The organism is Burkholderia sp. SIMBA_051, assembly GCF_046534915.1.
GTDB lineage: Bacteria > Pseudomonadota > Gammaproteobacteria > Burkholderiales > Burkholderiaceae > Burkholderia > Burkholderia ambifaria.
Genome location: NZ_JAWRXS010000583.1, coordinates 1 through 254 on the forward strand (window position 1 = coordinate 1; position 254 = coordinate 254).

At 54.3% G+C, this 254-nt stretch carries 1 protein-coding gene; it reads right to left on the reverse strand.

The window, feature by feature from the left end; translation table 11 throughout:
• Positions 1-240: OprD family outer membrane porin (locus SB771_RS35815; RefSeq protein WP_410722145.1), on the reverse strand; the 240-nt coding region annotated here is incomplete at its 3' end.
• Positions 241-254: the final 14 nt, after the last annotated feature.

The following is a 254-nucleotide window of genomic DNA, read 5'->3' on the forward strand; positions in this document are numbered from 1 at the left end:
CTGGATATAGTTGGTGAGGTACGGATCCGTGCCATTGAGAAATGGCATCGAAGTGTCACCGTTCATTTTCTGTAGCCCGAGGCCAAATGCATGGCCGCCCAGGCTATAAGTGAACAACCCACTGAGCGCACCACTGTCGATGGCGCCAGCATTCGCGTTGCCAGCGTCGTCGCTCAGCATGTAGCGCAAATCGCTTCTGAGCTTACCGGGGCCAATGCTCCACGTGTGATTGATACCCAAAAAGTTTTGCCGGT